This window comes from Streptomyces bicolor (genome assembly GCF_000719285.1).
GTDB lineage: Bacteria > Actinomycetota > Actinomycetes > Streptomycetales > Streptomycetaceae > Streptomyces > Streptomyces bicolor.
Window position 1 is genome coordinate 207,694 of record NZ_JOFS01000030.1, and the last position, 15,701, is coordinate 223,394.

Here is a 15,701-nt window from a genome sequence, read left to right on the forward strand (position 1 = left end):
GACTGAGACCGAGCGATGTTCCGCCGTACGTTCTGGTTCAGCACGGGTGTCGCCGCCGGTGTGTGGGCCACCACCAAGGTCAACCGCAAGCTCAAGCAGCTCACCCCGGAGAGCCTTGCCGCCACCGCCGCGAACAAGGCCCTGGAGACGGGGCAGCGGCTGAAGGAGCGCGCGGTGGACTTCGCTCTCGACGTCCGCGACAACATGGCCCAGCGGGAGGCCGAGCTGGAGGACGCGCTCGGCATCCAGGAGAGTCCCGAACTCCCCGCGACCCGGCGGTACACCGCCATCGAGAACAACCGCAGCAACCCGAAGTACGTCGACAACCCGACGCACTCGTACAACCGGAATGAGGACCACTGATGGAGTCGGCCGAGATTCGCCGCCGCTGGCTGAGCTTCTTCGAGGAGCGCGGGCACACCGTCGTCCCTTCGGCGTCGCTCATCGCGGACGACCCGACTCTGCTCCTCGTCCCGGCCGGCATGGTGCCCTTCAAGCCCTACTTCCTGGGTGAGGTCAAGCCGCCCTTCGACCGCGCCACCAGCGTCCAGAAGTGCGTGCGCACGCCGGACATCGAAGAGGTCGGCAAGACCACCCGGCACGGCACGTTCTTCCAGATGTGCGGCAACTTCTCCTTCGGCGACTACTTCAAGGAAGGCGCCATCAAGTACGCCTGGGAGCTGCTCACCACGCCCCAGGACAAGGGTGGTTACGGCCTGGAGCCGGAGAAGCTCTGGATCACCGTCTACAAGGACGACGACGAGGCCGAGCGCATCTGGCACGAGGTCGTCGGCGTGCCGAAGGAGCGCATCCAGCGCCTCGGCATGAAGGACAACTACTGGTCCATGGGCGTCCCCGGCCCCTGCGGCCCCTGTTCCGAGATCAACTACGACCGCGGCCCCGAGTTCGGCGTCGAGGGCGGCCCCGCCGTCAACGACGAGCGGTACGTGGAGATCTGGAACCTCGTCTTCATGCAGTACGAGCGCGGCCAGGGCACCGGCAAGGACAACTTCGAGATCCTCGGTGAACTGCCCAGCAAGAACATCGACACGGGCCTCGGCCTGGAGCGACTCGCCATGATTCTGCAGGGCGTGCAGAACATGTACGAGATCGACACCTCCATGGCCGTCATCAAGAAGGCCACCGAGCTGACCGGTGTCGCCTACGGCGACGCCCACGCCTCGGACGTCTCCCTGCGCGTGGTCACCGACCACATGCGTACGGCCACGATGCTCATCGGCGACGGCGTCAGCCCCGGCAACGAGGGCCGCGGCTACGTGCTGCGCCGCATCATGCGCCGCGCCATCCGCAACATGCGTCTGCTCGGCGCCACCGGCCCGGTCGTCAAGGACCTGATCGACGTCGTGATCGGCATGATGGGCCAGCAGTACCCGGAGCTCATCACCGACCGCGAGCGCATCGAGAAGGTCGCCCTCGCCGAGGAGAACGCCTTCCTCAAGACGCTGAAGGCCGGCACCAACATCCTCGACACCGCAGTCACCGACACCAAGGCCGCCGGTTCGACCGTGCTGCCCGGCGACAAGGCGTTCCTGCTCCACGACACCTGGGGCTTCCCGATCGACCTCACCCTGGAGATGGCCGCCGAGCAGGGCCTTTCCGTGGACGAGGACGGTTTCCGCCGCCTGATGAAGGAGCAGCGGGAGCGCGCCAAGGCCGACGCCCAGGCCAAGAAGACCGGCCACGCCGGCGCCGGCGCCTACCGGGAGATCGCCGACAAGGTCGGCGAGACCGACTTCATCGGCTACAGCGACACCGAGGGCGAGTCCACCGTCGTCGGCATCCTCGTCGACGGCGCCTCGTCCCCGGCGGCCACGGAGGGCGACGAGGTCGAGATCGTCCTCGACCGCACCCCGTTCTACGCCGAGGGCGGTGGCCAGATCGGCGACACCGGCCGCATCAAGGTCGACACCGGTGCCGTCATCGAGGTCCGCGACTGCCAGAAGCCCGTCCCGGGCGTCTACGTCCACAAGGGCGTCGTCCAGGTCGGCGAGGTGACGGTCGGTGCCAAGGCCCACGCCTCGATCGATTCGCTCCGCCGCCGGGCCATCGCCCGCGCCCACTCGGCCACCCACCTCACCCACCAGGCCCTGCGCGACGCCCTCGGCCCGACGGCCGCCCAGGCCGGTTCCGAGAACCAGCCCGGCCGCTTCCGGTTCGACTTCGGCTCGCCGTCCGCCGTTCCCACGGCCGTGATGACCGACGTCGAGCAGAAGATCAACGAGGTGCTTGCCCGAGACCTCGACGTGCATGCCGAGGTCATGGGCATCGACGAGGCCAAGAAGCAGGGCGCCATCGCCGAGTTCGGCGAGAAGTACGGCGAGCGGGTGCGGGTCGTGACCATCGGCGACTTCTCCAAGGAGCTGTGTGGTGGCACGCATGTGCACAACACCGCCCAGCTCGGCCTGGTGAAGCTGCTCGGCGAGTCGTCCATCGGCTCCGGCGTGCGCCGCATCGAGGCCCTGGTGGGCGTGGACGCCTACAACTTCCTCGCCCGTGAGCACACGGTCGTCGCCCAGCTCCAGGAGCTGATCAAGGGCCGCCCGGAGGAGCTCCCGGAGAAGGTCTCCGCCATGCTCGGCAAGCTGAAGGACGCCGAGAAGGAGATCGAGAAGTTCCGCGCGGAGAAGGTGCTCCAGGCCGCCGCCGGTCTCGCCGAGTCCGCCAAGGACGTCCGCGGCATCGCCGTCGTCACCGGCCAGGTTCCGGACGGCACCACGCCGGACGACCTGCGCAAGCTGGTCCTCGACGTCCGTGGCCGTATCCAGGGCGGCCGGGCCGCCGTGGTGGCCCTCTTCACCGTCAACAACGGCAAGCCGCTGACGGTCATCGCCACCAACGACGCCGCCCGCGAGCGCGGCCTCAAGGCCGGCGACCTGGTCCGTACGGCCGCCAAGACGCTCGGCGGCGGCGGTGGCGGCAAGCCGGACGTCGCCCAGGGCGGCGGCCAGAACCCGGCCGCCATCGGTGACGCCGTGGACGCGGTCGAGCGGCTCGTGACGGAAACGGCCAAGTGAGCGACGACACACCCGCGAGTGGCGACGGCCGGGGCATGCGCCGCGGCCGCCGCCTGGCGATCGACGTCGGCGACGCCCGGATCGGCGTCGCCTCGTGCGACCCCGACGGGATCCTCGCCACTCCGGTGGAGACGGTCCCGGGCCGGGACATCCCGGCAGCTCAGCGCCGCCTCAAGCAACTCGTCGAGGAGTACGAGCCGATCGAGGTCGTCGTCGGTCTCCCCCGCTCCCTCAAGGGGGGCGAGGGCCCGGCCGCGGTCAAGGTCCGGGGCTTCGCCCAGGAACTGGCGCGCATGATCGCGCCCGTACCGGTCAGGCTCGTGGATGAGCGGATGACGACCGTGACGGCCAGTCAGGGGCTGCGCGCCTCGGGCGTGAAGTCGAAGAAGGGCCGGTCGGTGATCGACCAGGCAGCCGCTGTGATCATCTTGCAGCAGGCGCTCGAATCCGAACGAGTGTCAGGTAAAGCTCCGGGCGAGAGCGTCGAAGTGGTTATCTGATCGCGATACGGTAACGTTCCGCGCGATGTACCGGTGTTCGAACAGCCGGCGCACACAAAGAGGCGGGACGGGAACCGGATCTTCGACAGCCGCGTGACCGCCGCCTCGCGGCTCTAGGGGATCGATGACTGAGTATGGCCGGGGCCCAGGCTCCGAACCGTGGCATCCGGAGGACCCGTTGTTCGGGGACGGCGGATGGGAAGGGCAGCAGCAGGCCCATGCGGGCCAGCAGGCTGCCTACGGCGGCCAGCCGCAGCACTATCCGGAGCAGCCGCAGCAGCCACAGCACTACGGCGACTGGGGCAACGGCCAGCAGGCCGCATACGGTCAGGCGCAGCAGCAGTACCAGCAGCAGGGTCAGGAGCAGGGCCAGCAGTACCAGCAGCAGTACGACCAGCAGCAGTACGCGGCTCAGGGGCAGCAGCAGTACGACAGCAACGGCTGGGCCACCGGCACATCCCCGCAGGCCCAGTACCCCGACCCGGCGGACCACTACGGGCAGCAGACCGCGGCGTACGGCGGTGAGCATGCCGACTACTACGGCACGCCCGACGCATACCCGCCGCCGCAGCCGCCGAGCCGGCGGCAAGCCGAACCGGAGCCTCCCCAGACCGACTGGGACCCCGGTCCTGACCAGGGCGAGCATGCTTTCTTCGCCGGGGGCGGCGACGATGACGACGACTCCGACGACGAGTCGGGCGACGGCCGGGGGCGCGGCGATCGACGGGGCCGGGGCGGTAAGCCCAAGAAGCGCCGCAGCGGTTTGGCCTGTCTGGTCGTCGTGCTCGTGTTCGCCGGAGGCGTGGGCGGTATCGGGTATTTCGGGTACCAGTTCTACCAGGATCGTTTCGGCCCGGCGCCGGACTACGCGGGCGACGGCACCAGCGAGACAGTAACCGTCGAGATTCCCAAGGGTGCGGGTGGATACGAAATCGGCCAACGCCTGAAGGATGCCGGTGTCGTCAAGAGCGTCGACGCGTTCGTCGCCGCACAGGCGGAGAAAAACTCCGAGGGGAAGATCATCCAGGCGGGTGCCTACCTGCTGAAGAAGCAGATGTCCGCCGCGAGCGCCGTCGAGATGATGCTCGATCCCAAGAGCCAGAACAACGTCATGGTCAGGCCGGGCGAGCGCAACGTGGACGTCTACAAGGCGATCGACAAACAGCTCGAATTGTCGTCCGGCACGACCAAGAAGGTCGCCAAGGAGAAATACAAGAGCCTCGGACTTCCGAGCTGGGCGAACGACAACAGCGAGATCAAGGACCCGTTGGAGGGCTTCCTCTACCCGGGCACCTATGCCGCCGCCAAGGGCATGAAGCCAGAGGCGGTCCTGAAGGAAATGGTGACCCAGGCCGCGAACAAGTACGACGCGCTCGACCTGGAGGCCAAGGCCAAGGCACTCAAGTTGGACAGCCCGCTGCAGATCGTGACGGTCGCCAGCCTCGCCCAGGCCGAGGGCAAGACCGACGACGACTACCGCAAGATGGCGGAAGTCGTCTACAACCGTCTCGACCTCGCGAATCCCGAGACCTATGGTGCCCTGCAGTTCGACTCGACCTTCAATTACCTGAAGGGTCAGAGCAATATCGACATCAGTGAGTCGGAGATCAAGAGCAACCCGGACCCGTACAACACGTACTACCACAAGGGTCTGCCGCCCGGCCCGATCGGAAACCCGGGGGACGGTGCGATGAAGGGGGCGCTCAATCCGACTGACCAGGGTTGGTACTACTTCGTCGCGGTCGACGGTGTGAGCAAGACCGAATTCGCCAAGACCCACGATGAGTTCCTCAAGCTCAAGGACAAGTTCAATGAGAGCAGGGGCAACTGACGCCCGCAGGGCCGCCGTCCTCGGTTCGCCCATCGCCCACTCCCTCTCCCCGGTGCTGCACCGCACCGCCTATGAGGAACTGGGGCTCGTGGACTGGTCGTACGACCGGTTCGAGATCGACGAAGCCGCGCTGCCCGGGTTCCTCGCGGAACTCGGGCGCGAGTGGGCCGGGTTGTCGCTGACCATGCCTCTCAAGCGGGCCGTCATTCCCCTGCTCGACGAGATCAGCGAGACGGCGGCCTCCGTCGAGGCGGTCAACACGGTCGTCTTCACCGAGGACGGGCGCCGCGTCGGCGACAACACCGACATCCCCGGGATGGTCGCCGCACTGCGGGAGCGCGGCATCGAACAGGTCGACTCGGCGGCCATTCTCGGCGCGGGCGCCACGGCGTCCTCCGCGCTGGCCGCGCTCGCACGGATCTGCACCGGTGAGGTCGTGGCCTACGTACGCAGCGAGGCGCGCGCCGCCGAAATGCGGCAGTGGGGCGAGCGGCTCGACGTGGAGGTGCGGACCGCCGACTGGGCGGACGCGGACCGGGCGCTGCACGCGCCGCTGGTGATCGCGACCACCCCGGCCGGTACGACGGACGCCCTCGCCGCCGCCGTACCGGAGCGCCCCGCCACCCTCTTCGACGTCCTGTACGACCCCTGGCCGACCGCTCTTGCCGCCCGCTGGTCCATGTACGGCGGGGCCGTCGTGAGCGGCCTCGACCTGCTGGTGCACCAGGCGGTGCTGCAGGTGGAGCAGATGACCGGCCGTGCTCCGGCGCCCCTCGACGCCATGCGAAAAGCGGGAGAGCGCGCTCTCGCGGCCCGCTAGTATCCGCTGGGTTCCGCAGGGGGCGGAGCAGGCAAGAGGGGGGTTCGACGAGCTGTGTCCACTGGTCTGCCGCTGGCGTCCGGCAAGAGCGAGATATTCGAGGTCGTCCTGCAGTTCATGCCGGACTGGGTGCAGATCACTGTGCTCGTCCTGGTCGTGCTGGCCGTCCTCGCTTCGTGGGGCGTCAAACTGAAGCGCAAGATCGCCCGGCGGGGCACGGCGCGGGCGGGGCGGCCCGCTCACACGGCGGCGCAGCACGGGCAGGGCAGGGGCGCGGACCATCTGGGGCCGTACGCCCCCCAGCAGCAGGCGCGGCAGCCGAGCGGCGCGGACTTCCTCGGCGCCTACGCACCTGCGCGGACGCAGGCCGCCCAGCCGGACGCGCAGGGCAGCGGCGCCGACCACCTCGGCTCGTACGCCCCGCAACAGCAGCCGGGCAACGGCCCCGCCTAGTCGATTCCGGCGCCCCGCGCTGTCCATCCGCCGTCCGCCTGGTGGACCGGCGGCCGGGCACCGGTCCCGGACGTGGGAGGATCGGAGGAGGCGGGCCGGGGCCGCGCACCCGGTCGCGCCGTCGCCGTACGCGAGGACGCGCGTACGCAGGGCAGTACGAGGGCGCGAGCATCGAGGAGCACCGTTGAGCAGGTTGCGCTGGCTGACCGCGGGGGAGTCCCACGGCCCCGCACTCGTCGCGACGCTGGAGGGCCTTCCCGCCGGCGTGCCGATCACCACGCAGATGGTGGCGGACCACCTGGCCAGGCGGCGGCTCGGTTATGGCCGCGGTGCGCGCATGAAGTTCGAGCAGGACGAGGTCACCTTCATCGGTGGCGTCCGGCACGGGCTCACCCTCGGTTCCCCGGTCGCGATCATGGTGGGGAACACCGAGTGGCCGAAGTGGGAACAGGTCATGGCGGCCGACCCGATCGACCCGGAGATCCTCGCCGGCCTTGCCCGCAACGCGCCGTTGACCCGCCCGCGCCCCGGCCACGCCGACCTGGCCGGTATGCAGAAGTACGGCTTCGACGAGGCCCGGCCGATCCTGGAGCGCGCCTCGGCCCGTGAGACGGCGGCCCGTGTGGCGCTGGGGGCGGTGGCCCGGTCGTACCTCAAGGAGACGGCCGGCATCGAGATCGTCAGCCACGTCGTCGAGCTGTGCTCCGTGAAGGCCCCGGCGGGTGTGTACCCCACCCCGGCCGACGTCGAGAAGCTGGACGCCGACCCGCTGCGCTGCCTGGATGCGGACGCGTCCAAGGAGATGGTCGCGGAGGTCGACCAGGCTCACAAGGACGGCGACACCCTCGGTGGCGTGGTCGAGATCCTGGCGTACGGCGTGCCGGTGGGCCTGGGCTCGCACGTGCACTGGGACCGCAAGCTGGACGCCCGGCTCGCCGGCGCGCTGATGGGCATCCAGGCGATCAAGGGCGTCGAGCTCGGCGACGGCTTCGAGCTGGCACGCGTGCCCGGCTCCAAGGCGCACGACGAGATCGTCAATACGCCTGAGGGCATCCGCCGTGTCTCCGGCCGCTCCGGCGGGACCGAGGGCGGCCTCACCACGGGTGAGCTGCTGCGGGTGCGTGCCGCGATGAAGCCGATCGCGACCGTGCCGCGGGCGCTGCAGACGGTGGACGTGGCGACCGGTGAAGCGGCGCAGGCGCACCACCAGCGCTCCGACGTCTCCGCGGTTCCGGCGGCGGGCATCGTCGCCGAGGCCATGGTGGCGCTCGTCCTCGCGGACGCGGTCGCGGAGAAGTTCGGCGGCGACAGCGTCACCGAGACCCGCCGCAATGTCCGGTCGTACCTCGAGAACCTGGCCATCCGATGAGCGCAGTACCTTCGGTGGTGCTGGTCGGGCCGATGGGTGTGGGCAAGTCCACGGTCGGGCAGCTGCTGGCCGAGCGGCTGGGCGTGGGCTACCGGGACACCGACGACGACATCGTGGCCGAGCAGGGCCGGACCATCGCCGAGATCTTCGTCGACGAGGGCGAGCCCGCCTTCCGGGCGATCGAGAAGCAGGCCGTGCGCCGGGCACTCGCCGAGCACGACGGGATCCTGGCGCTCGGCGGCGGCGCGATCCTCGACGCCGACACGCGGGCGCTGCTCGCCGGTCAGCGGGTCGTCTATCTCTCGATGGACGTCGAGGAGGCCGTCAAGCGCACCGGCCTGAACGCCGCCCGCCCGTTGCTCGCGGTCAACCCGCGCAAGCAGTGGCGTGAGCTGATGGAGGCTCGCCGGCACCTGTACGAGGAGGTCGCCACGGCGGTGGTGGCCACCGATGGCCGTACGCCCGAAGAAGTGACCCAAGCCGCCCTGGACGCACTGGAGTTGAAGGACGCATGACTGAGGCAGTGACGCGGATCCAGGTCGGCGGCACCGCGGGCAGTGACCCGTACGAGGTCCTGGTGGGCCGTCAACTCCTGGGCGAGCTCGGCGGGTTGATCGGCGGCAAGGCCAAGCGGGTCGCCGTCATCCACCCCGAGGCGCTGGCCGAGACCGGTGAGGCGCTGCGTGCCGATCTGGCCGGGCAGGGCTTCGAGGTGGTCGCCATCCAGGTGCCGAACGCCGAGGAGGCCAAGACAGCCGAGGTGGCCGCCTACTGCTGGAAGGCGCTCGGCCAGTCCGGCTTCACCCGCAGCGACGTCATCGTCGGTGTCGGCGGTGGCGCGACCACCGACCTGGCCGGGTTCGTGGCCGCGACCTGGCTGCGCGGCGTGCGCTGGATCGCGATCCCGACCACCGTGCTCGCCATGGTGGACGCAGCGGTCGGCGGCAAGACCGGCATCAACACCGCCGAGGGCAAGAACCTCGTCGGCGCCTTCCACCCGCCGGCCGGCGTGCTGTGCGACCTGGCCGCGCTGGAGTCCCTCCCGGTCAACGACTACGTGTCCGGTCTCGCGGAGATCATCAAGGCCGGTTTCATCGCCGACCCGGCGATCCTGGAGCTGATCGAGGCCGACCCCGAGGCCGCCCGCACCCCGGCCGGCCCGCACACCGCCGAGCTGATCGAGCGGTCGATCCGGGTCAAGGCCGAGGTCGTGTCCTCGGACCTGAAGGAGTCGGGTCTGCGGGAGATCCTCAACTACGGCCACACCCTCGGCCACGCCATCGAGAAGAACGAGCGCTACAAGTGGCGGCACGGCGCCGCGGTGGCCGTCGGTATGCACTTCGCCGCCGAACTCGGCCGTCTCGCCGGGCGGTTGGACGATGCAACGGCCGACCGCCACCGCACCATCCTCGAGTCGGTCGGCCTGCCGCTGCACTACCGCTACGACCAGTGGCCCAAGCTGCTGGAGAACATGAAGGTCGACAAGAAGTCCCGCGGTGATCTGCTGCGCTTCATCGTCCTGGACGGCCTGGCCAAGCCGACCGTCCTGGAGGGACCGGACCCGGCCGTCCTCCTCGCCGCGTACGGCGAAGTCGGCCAGTAGGTCCGGCGAACCACCCTTCCGTCCGATTCGCCTGTGGCGATGGGCACTTCAGACCGCCTCCGGCCGTTCACCAAACGGCGGCCGGGGGCGGTACCGTTCGGATGGGGTCCCCCTCGCCTTTCGGGTGGTGGGGGAGGAGCGGGGTTCGAGCCCTGCTGCCAGCGCCAATGGCCATGGAAGACGAGATGGAGTGGCACCGGATGCAGCACGCAGTGGGTTCTCCGCTGCCGCCGCCCCACCAGTCGGGGCACGGCTGGTCACCGGCCGCACAACACCCTGGTCCGCACCAACCGGGCGCACACCAGGGACCCCCACCGCCTCAGGGACCTGCCCCTCATCAAGGGCCTGCCCCGCACCTCGGATCCGCTCCCGTGCCTCCGCCGCCCCCGGCACCGGGCTTCACGCCGCCCGGCCAGGTCCCGCCCGCGCCGCTGCACGCCCCGGTCCAGCCGGGCCCGCCGGCCCCCGAGACCACCGGCCATGTCCAGCTCCCGCCGGGCGGCCCGGTCGCCATGCCGAGCACCCCGCCGGCCACGGCGTCGCCCGATCCGACGACCACGACCCTCGCGGTGCTGCTCATCGGGCCCGCGGGGGCCGGTAAGACGAGCGTCGCCAAGTACTGGGCGGACCACCGCCGGGTTCCCACGGCGCACATCAGCCTGGACGACGTACGCGAATGGGTCCGCTCGGGCTTCGCCGACCCCCAGTCCGGATGGAACGACAACTCCGAGGCCCAGTACCGCCTCGCCCGCCGCACCTGCGGATTCGCCGCGCGCAACTTCCTGGCCAACGGCATCTCGTGCATCCTCGACGACGCGGTCTTCCCCGACCGGCCGGTGGTCGGCCTGGGCGGCTGGAAGCGCCATGTCGGCCCCGGCCTCCTCCCCGTCGTCCTGCTCCCGGGCCTGGAGATAGTCCTGGAGCGCAACGCCGAACGCACCGGCAACCGCCGCCTCACCGACGAGGAGGTCGCCCGCATCCACGGCCGCATGGCGGGCTGGTACGGCTCGGGCCTGCCGATCATCGACAACTCCCAGCTCGACGTCCCGCAAACGGCCCAGGTCCTGAACGACGTACTGGCACGATCAATCGCAAGCCCTCCGAACTGGTAGCCCAGGGGGCCTGGGCCAACCAAAGGGGCGCGAGGCTGTATCGATATGCGGCTCCGCCGCGTGGGCGCGGCAAGCCCCCACGAGCCCGCAGACGGCACACACGCCGTGCGGCACCCCGTTCCCCGAACGGAACCCTCACAAAGAGGACAATCCAGGCGCCGCCCACTCAGCCGCCCTCAACCGGCGCCAACCCCGCGGAGCTCCTACGCTCGAGTCATGTCAGAGGTATACGCCGCTCGCCGATCACGCCTACGGGAGCAGTGCAACGCGGCCGGCAACGCGGCAGCGGTCGTCTCCCGCCCCGCCAACGTCCGCTACCTCGCGGGCGCCGCCCCGCAGGGCTCCGTGCTGCTCCTCGGCAAGACCGAAGACCTGTTGGTGTGCGTCGGCCCGCCCGACGACCGTTCCACCGAGGGCCGCCCCGACGAGGCGCTGCGGATCCACACCCTCCCCGGCTCCGCAGGCGACCCGGCCGTCGCCGCTGCCGACCTCGCGGCGGCGCAGGGCGGAGACTCCCTGGCCGTGGAGGAACACCACCTCACCGTGGCCCGCCACAGAGCCATCCGCTCGGTCGTCCCGCGACTGCGTCTCGCCGACCTGGGTGGAGCCGCTGAGCAGCTCAGGGTGGTCAAGGACGAGGAGGAGATCTCCTGCCTCAGGATCGGGGCCGAGATCGCCGACCAGGCCCTCGGCGAGCTCCTCGAATCCATCCTCGTCGGCCGGACCGAACGCCACCTCGCCCTCGAACTGGAACGGCGCCTGGTCGATCACGGCGCCGACGGCCCCGCCTTCGCCACCTCCGTCGCCACCGGCCCGAACGCCGGCCGGCGCGCCCACCGGCCCACCGACCGCCGGGTCGAGGAGGGCGACTTCCTCTCCGTCTGCCTGGGCGCCACCTACCGCGGCTACCGGTGCGAGATCGGCCGTACCTTCGTCATCGGTACGTCCCCAGCCGACTGGCAGATCGAGTTGTACGACGTCGTCTTCGCCGCCCAGCGCGCCGGACGGGAGTCGCTGGCACCCGGCGCGGCCTACCGTGATGTGGACCGTGCCGCACGTCAGGTGCTGGATGCCGCCGGGTACCACGAGGGACTGCCACCCCTCACCGGCCACGGCGTCGGACTCGAAATCGACGAGGACCCGCAGTTGGCTCCCGCGGCCATGGGTAAACTGGACGCTTGCGTGCCGGTCACCGTCGAACCGGGGGTCCACCTCCCGGGCCGGGGCGGCGTCCGGATCGATGACACGCTCGTCGTTCGCCCCGAGGCGGACGGCGGACCCGAGCTACTCACCATCACGACCAAGGAGCTGCTCGCCCTTTAGACAGGAGCGTGCGCCGGGGTCGTCCACGTCAGTCCAGGAGATTCCGCAACCGTGGCTTCCACGAACGACCTCAAGAACGGCATGGTGCTCAAGCTCGAAGGCGGCCAGCTCTGGTCCGTCGTCGAGTTCCAGCACGTCAAGCCCGGCAAGGGCCCGGCCTTCGTGCGCACCAAGCTCAAGAACGTGCTCTCCGGGAAGGTCGTCGACAAGACCTTCAACGCCGGCGTGAAGGTCGAGACGGCCACCGTCGACAAGCGGGACATGCAGTTCTCCTACATGGACGGCGAGTACTTCGTCTTCATGGACATGGAGACCTACGACCAGCTCATGGTCGACCGCAAGGCCGTCGGCGACGCCGCCAACTTCCTGATCGAGGGCTTCACCGCCACCGTCGCGCAGCACGAGGGCGAGGTGCTCTTCGTCGAGCTGCCCGCCGCCGTCGAGCTCGTCGTCCAGGAGACCGAGCCGGGTGTCCAGGGCGACCGCTCCACCGGCGGCACCAAGCCCGCCACCCTGGAGACCGGTCACCAGATCCAGGTCCCGCTCTTCATCACCACCGGTGAGAAGATCAAGGTCGACACTCGCACGAGCGACTACCTCGGCCGGGTGAACAGCTAAATTGGCTGCCCGCAACACGGCCCGCAAGCGCGCCTTCCAGATCCTCTTCGAGGGCGACCAGCGCGGCGCCGACGTCCTGACGGTCCTCGCGGACTGGATCCGGCTCTCCCGGACCGACACCCGGCAGCCGCCGGTGAGCGAGTACACGATGCAGCTGGTTGAGGGCTACGCGGCGCACGTGAAGCGGATCGACGAGCTGATCGCGCAGTACTCGGTCGGCTGGACGCTCGACCGGATGCCGGTCGTGGACCGCAACATCCTGCGCCTCGGCGCGTACGAGCTGATCTGGGTCGACGAGACCCCGGACGCGGTCGTGCTCGACGAGATGGTGCAGCTGGCGAAGGAGTTCTCCACGGACGAGTCGCCCTCGTTCGTCAACGGTCTCCTCGGCCGGCTCAAGGACCTGAAGCCCTCGCTGCGCCGAGAGGAAGCGTAAGAGTCTTCGCATACGCCGCAGGGCCCGCAGCATCGCCGCTGCGGGCCCTGCGGCGTCCCCCTGTCACCGGTCTGTCCCGGGGAAACCCATCAGGCCCGCAGAACGCCGCCGGGGTGGCCGGAACCGCAAAGTTCCGGCCACCCCGGCGGCACGTTTCTGCTGACTGGGTGCAACCCGTGTGGAATGCTCAGCTCTCCTCGGCGTGGGTCACCGCGCGACGCGCGTCCGCGTCCAGCACACCCCAGCTGATCAGCTGCTCTGTCAGGACCGAGGGCGACTGGTCATAAATGACGGCGAGCGTGCGCAGGTCGTCCTGACGGATCGAGAGCACCTTGCCGTTGTAGTCACCGCGCTGCGACTGGATGGTCGCGGCATAGCGCTGCAGGGGACCCGCCTTCTCGGCCGGCACGTGGGCCAGCCGCTCCAGGTCCAGGACCAGCTTCGGCGGCGGCTCCGCGGCGCCGCCCGGCGTGGTGCCCGGCAGCAGCTCCTGCACCGGAACGCCGTAGAAATCCGCCAGCTCGGCGAGGCGCTGCACGGTCACGGCGCGGTCGCCGCGCTCGTACGAACCGACCACGACGGCCTTCCAGCGTCCCTGGGACTTCTCCTCGACACCGTGAAGGGAAAGGCCCTGCTGGGTGCGGATGGCCCGGAGCTTGGCCCCGAGCTGTTTGGCGTATTCGCTGGACATATAGCTCCCCGGCACTGGGTCGACGCGACTGGCTTGGGTTCCATGCCGCGCGGTTGGTAACTCACTGTGAGGTTACGCAGCGTTACTCTGGCGCGTCAAGCCGAATGGTCCACACCGACTCTTCCGTGCTATCGGCGCCCGATTGGGCCAGGGGGGTGATGGGGGGGGGCGTGTCGGTGGCCTGCTACGGTGGATGGCGCAAACCAGACGTCCTTTAAGGTCCGTCCCGTGAGGCGGAGAAGGAGGTCCTTTTCGTATGGACAGGCAGCAGGACACGCAAGCGTCCGACGCCAGGCCCGTTCTCGAAGGCCCTGACATCGCGCGGGTGTTGACCCGCATCGCCCACGAGATCGTCGAGCGCGCCAAGGGCGCCGACGACGTGGTGCTCCTCGGGATTCCCACCCGAGGCGTCTTCCTCGCCCAGCGGCTCGCCGCCAAGCTCGAGGAGATCACCGAGCGCAAGATCCCGGTCGGGTCGCTGGACATCACCATGTACCGCGACGACCTGCGCATGCACCCGCCGCGTGCGCTGGCCCGCACCGACATTCCCGGTGACGGCCTCGACGGCCGCCTCGTCGTCCTCGTCGACGACGTCCTGTTCTCCGGCCGCACCATCCGCGCCGCCCTCGACGCCCTGAACGACATCGGTCGTCCGCGCGCGGTCCAGCTGGCGGTCCTCGTCGACCGAGGCCACCGAGAACTGCCCATCCGCGCCGACTACGTCGGCAAGAACATCCCCACGTCGTTGCGGGAGACGGTCAAGGTCCAGCTCGCCGAGGAGGACGGTCGCGACACCGTGCTGCTCGGTGCCAAGCAGACCTCCCAGTAGCGCCCACGGCGTACGGCCGCTGCCGTACGCCCGCTCAGTGCGCCCTCGCGCGCACCCGTCTGCCCGAATCCTCCTTCATGAACTGCCTTACGGAGCCTGAAAGATGCAGCGTCATCTCATCTCGGCCGCCGACCTCACCCGCGACGACGCCGTCCTGATCCTCGACACCGCCGAGGAGATGGCCCGGGTCGCCGACCGGCCGATCAAGAAGCTGCCGACCCTGCGCGGCCGGACCGTCGTGAACCTCTTCTTCGAGGACTCCACACGCACGCGGATCTCCTTCGAGGCCGCCGAGAAGCGGCTGTCGGCGGACGTCATCAACTTCTCCGCCAAGGGGTCGAGCGTGTCCAAGGGCGAGTCCCTGAAGGACACCGCCCAGACCCTGGAGGCCATGGGCGTCGACGCCGTCGTCATCCGGCACGGCGCCTCCGGAGCGCCGTACCGCCTCGCCAACTCCGGCTGGATCGACGCGGCCGTCATCAACGCCGGTGACGGCACCCACCAGCACCCCACCCAGGCCCTGTTGGACGCCTTCACGATGCGGCGCCGCCTCGTCGGACGGGACGCCGGGATCGGCCAGGACCTCTCCGGGAAGCGCATCACGATCGTCGGCGACGTGCTGCACAGCCGCGTCGCCCGCTCCAACGTCGACCTGCTGCACACCCTCGGCGCCGAGGTCACCCTCGTCGCGCCGCCGACCCTGGTGCCGGTCGGCGTCGAGACCTGGCCCTGCGAGGTGTCGTACGACCTCGACTCCACGCTGACGAAGTCCGACGCGGTGATGATGCTGCGCGTGCAGCGCGAGCGGATGAACGCCGCGTTCTTCCCGACCGAGCGCGAGTACTCGCGGCGCTACGGACTCGACGGCGACCGCATGGCGCGGATGCCCGAGCACGCCATCGTGATGCACCCCGGCCCGATGGTCCGCGGCATGGAGATCACTGCCGAGGTCGCCGACTCGGAGCGCTGCACCGCCATCGAGCAGGTCGCAAACGGAGTGTCCATCCGGATGGCCGTTCTGTACCTGCTGCTCGGAGGCAACGAGCCCGCCGTCACCAACACCCGTACCGAGGAGAAGTAA

At 69.7% G+C, this 15,701-nt stretch carries 16 protein-coding genes; 15 read left to right on the forward strand and 1 reads right to left on the reverse strand.

Translation table 11 applies throughout. The features are described 5' to 3' along the window. Positions 1–15 precede the first annotated feature (15 nt). The 13 genes from IF78_RS0132620 to nusB all read left to right on the forward strand — a co-directional run bounded on the left by IF78_RS0132620 (position 16) and on the right by nusB (position 13,100). Positions 16–363 (forward strand): hypothetical protein, encoded by a 348-nt coding sequence (locus IF78_RS0132620; protein ID WP_031486820.1) that lies wholly within the window; start codon positions 16–18, stop codon positions 361–363. After that, positions 363–3,035 carry an alanine--tRNA ligase gene (gene alaS / locus IF78_RS0132625; protein ID WP_031486821.1) on the forward strand — a complete coding sequence of 891 codons (2,673 nt, stop codon included), beginning with the start codon at positions 363–365 and terminating at the stop codon, positions 3,033–3,035. The genes IF78_RS0132620 and alaS overlap by 1 nt, the downstream gene beginning before the upstream one ends. A gap of 35 nt (positions 3,036–3,070) precedes the next feature. Then, positions 3,071–3,535, forward strand: a complete 465-nt coding sequence (ruvX, locus tag IF78_RS0132630) for a Holliday junction resolvase RuvX (RefSeq protein ID WP_051828336.1) — start codon at positions 3,071–3,073, stop codon at positions 3,533–3,535. A gap of 124 nt (positions 3,536–3,659) precedes the next feature. Then, on the forward strand, positions 3,660–5,366 hold the full coding sequence (gene mltG / locus IF78_RS0132635) for an endolytic transglycosylase MltG (protein ID WP_037641770.1): 1,707 nt from the start codon (positions 3,660–3,662) through the stop codon (positions 5,364–5,366). Continuing rightward, positions 5,347–6,186, forward strand: a complete 840-nt coding sequence (locus tag IF78_RS0132640; RefSeq protein WP_031486824.1) for a shikimate dehydrogenase — start codon at positions 5,347–5,349, stop codon at positions 6,184–6,186. Before mltG ends, IF78_RS0132640 begins: the two co-directional genes overlap by 20 nt. 54 nt (positions 6,187–6,240) lie before the next feature. Next, positions 6,241–6,639 carry a hypothetical protein gene (locus IF78_RS0132645; protein WP_031486825.1) on the forward strand — a complete coding sequence of 133 codons (399 nt, stop codon included), beginning with the start codon at positions 6,241–6,243 and terminating at the stop codon, positions 6,637–6,639. Between the two features lie 184 nt (positions 6,640–6,823). Further along, positions 6,824–8,008, forward strand: coding sequence for a chorismate synthase (gene aroC / locus IF78_RS0132650; RefSeq protein ID WP_031486826.1), 1,185 nt, complete (start codon positions 6,824–6,826; stop codon positions 8,006–8,008). Then, the gene (locus IF78_RS0132655; protein WP_031486827.1) at positions 8,005–8,523 is read left to right on the forward strand and encodes a shikimate kinase; all 519 of its coding nucleotides are present in this window, start codon (positions 8,005–8,007) and stop codon (positions 8,521–8,523) included. The genes aroC and IF78_RS0132655 overlap by 4 nt, the downstream gene beginning before the upstream one ends. Next, complete coding sequence (gene aroB, locus IF78_RS0132660; protein WP_031486828.1) at positions 8,520–9,611, forward strand: 3-dehydroquinate synthase; 1,092 nt, start codon at positions 8,520–8,522, stop codon at positions 9,609–9,611. The genes IF78_RS0132655 and aroB overlap by 4 nt, the downstream gene beginning before the upstream one ends. Before the next feature lie 200 nt (positions 9,612–9,811). Next, a complete protein-coding gene (locus tag IF78_RS0132665; RefSeq protein WP_031486829.1) occupies positions 9,812–10,723 on the forward strand; it encodes a Pro-rich N-terminal domain-containing protein in 912 nt (303 codons plus the stop codon). A gap of 216 nt (positions 10,724–10,939) precedes the next feature. Further along, on the forward strand, positions 10,940–12,046 hold the full coding sequence (locus IF78_RS0132670; protein WP_031486830.1) for an aminopeptidase P family protein: 1,107 nt from the start codon (positions 10,940–10,942) through the stop codon (positions 12,044–12,046). A gap of 51 nt (positions 12,047–12,097) precedes the next feature. Continuing rightward, a complete protein-coding gene (efp, locus tag IF78_RS0132675) occupies positions 12,098–12,664 on the forward strand; it encodes an elongation factor P (RefSeq protein WP_031486831.1) in 567 nt (188 codons plus the stop codon). Between the two features lies 1 nt (position 12,665). After that, positions 12,666–13,100: a transcription antitermination factor NusB gene (nusB, locus tag IF78_RS0132680; protein ID WP_031486832.1), complete on the forward strand. Its 435-nt coding sequence runs from the start codon at positions 12,666–12,668 to the stop codon at positions 13,098–13,100. A 187-nt stretch (positions 13,101–13,287) separates the two neighbouring features. Here the strand turns inward: nusB and bldD are convergent, their stop codons facing one another. Continuing rightward, a complete protein-coding gene (gene bldD / locus IF78_RS0132685) occupies positions 13,288–13,791 on the reverse strand; it encodes a transcriptional regulator BldD (RefSeq protein ID WP_019757325.1) in 504 nt (167 codons plus the stop codon). 256 nt (positions 13,792–14,047) lie between these two features. On the opposite strand from bldD, the gene pyrR reads away from it, so the two are divergent. Together pyrR and IF78_RS0132695 are read left to right on the forward strand one after the other, a co-directional pair. Continuing rightward, positions 14,048–14,620 (forward strand): bifunctional pyr operon transcriptional regulator/uracil phosphoribosyltransferase PyrR, encoded by a 573-nt coding sequence (gene pyrR / locus IF78_RS0132690; RefSeq protein ID WP_031486833.1) that lies wholly within the window; start codon positions 14,048–14,050, stop codon positions 14,618–14,620. A gap of 103 nt (positions 14,621–14,723) precedes the next feature. Then, positions 14,724–15,701: an aspartate carbamoyltransferase catalytic subunit gene (locus IF78_RS0132695; RefSeq protein WP_031486834.1), complete on the forward strand. Its 978-nt coding sequence runs from the start codon at positions 14,724–14,726 to the stop codon at positions 15,699–15,701.

Bases quoted from the DNA above. Each gene is read 5' to 3' on its own strand.
- IF78_RS0132620 (WP_031486820.1), top strand. From the start codon at position 16: ATGTTCCGCCGTACGTTCTGGTTCAGCACGGGTGTCGCCGCCGGTGTG.
- alaS (WP_031486821.1), top strand. From the start codon at position 363: ATGGAGTCGGCCGAGATTCGCCGCCGCTGGCTGAGCTTCTTCGAGGAG.
- ruvX (WP_051828336.1), top strand. From the start codon at position 3,071: ATGCGCCGCGGCCGCCGCCTGGCGATCGACGTCGGCGACGCCCGGATC.
- mltG (WP_037641770.1), top strand. From the start codon at position 3,660: ATGACTGAGTATGGCCGGGGCCCAGGCTCCGAACCGTGGCATCCGGAG.
- IF78_RS0132640 (WP_031486824.1), top strand. From the start codon at position 5,347: ATGAGAGCAGGGGCAACTGACGCCCGCAGGGCCGCCGTCCTCGGTTCG.
- IF78_RS0132655 (WP_031486827.1), top strand. From the start codon at position 8,005: ATGAGCGCAGTACCTTCGGTGGTGCTGGTCGGGCCGATGGGTGTGGGC.
- aroB (WP_031486828.1), top strand. From the start codon at position 8,520: ATGACTGAGGCAGTGACGCGGATCCAGGTCGGCGGCACCGCGGGCAGT.
- IF78_RS0132665 (WP_031486829.1), top strand. From the start codon at position 9,812: ATGCAGCACGCAGTGGGTTCTCCGCTGCCGCCGCCCCACCAGTCGGGG.
- IF78_RS0132670 (WP_031486830.1), top strand. From the start codon at position 10,940: ATGTCAGAGGTATACGCCGCTCGCCGATCACGCCTACGGGAGCAGTGC.
- bldD (WP_019757325.1), bottom strand. From the start codon at position 13,791: ATGTCCAGCGAATACGCCAAACAGCTCGGGGCCAAGCTCCGGGCCATC.
- pyrR (WP_031486833.1), top strand. From the start codon at position 14,048: ATGGACAGGCAGCAGGACACGCAAGCGTCCGACGCCAGGCCCGTTCTC.
- IF78_RS0132695 (WP_031486834.1), top strand. From the start codon at position 14,724: ATGCAGCGTCATCTCATCTCGGCCGCCGACCTCACCCGCGACGACGCC.